Source organism: Cupriavidus sp. SIMBA_020 (assembly GCF_046535395.1).
Lineage (GTDB): Bacteria > Pseudomonadota > Gammaproteobacteria > Burkholderiales > Burkholderiaceae > Cupriavidus > Cupriavidus campinensis.
Window position 1 is genome coordinate 1 of sequence record NZ_JAWRWU010001269.1, and the last position, 250, is coordinate 250.

Annotated in this window: 1 pseudogene; it reads right to left on the reverse strand. The window is 69.2% G+C overall.

Features of this window, described 5'->3' with window-relative positions:
* A pseudogene (locus SB751_RS33585) lies at positions 1 to 226 on the reverse strand (nuclease); the annotation flags it as partial.
* Between the last annotated feature and the right edge of the window lie 24 nt (positions 227 to 250).

A 250-nucleotide genomic window follows, 5' to 3' on the forward strand; every position in this document is an offset into this window, starting at 1 on the left:
CGGCCTTCTGCTCGATCAGCAGCACGCGGCCGGCCGGACTCACGACGACGAACGCCGCTTCGCCGAACACCGAAAAGCCTTGATCGGCACGCGTCCAGTGCACGCCGTGATAGACGGTGTAGGTGTCCGGCAGCGCATGTTCGAGGGCGGCGAGCGTCTCGCGCTCGCGTTCGGCCGCGCCGGTGGCGGCGAGGCTTTTCCAGTCGTCGGGAATGAGGCGGGCCATGAAGGGGCGGCGGATGCCGGTCGT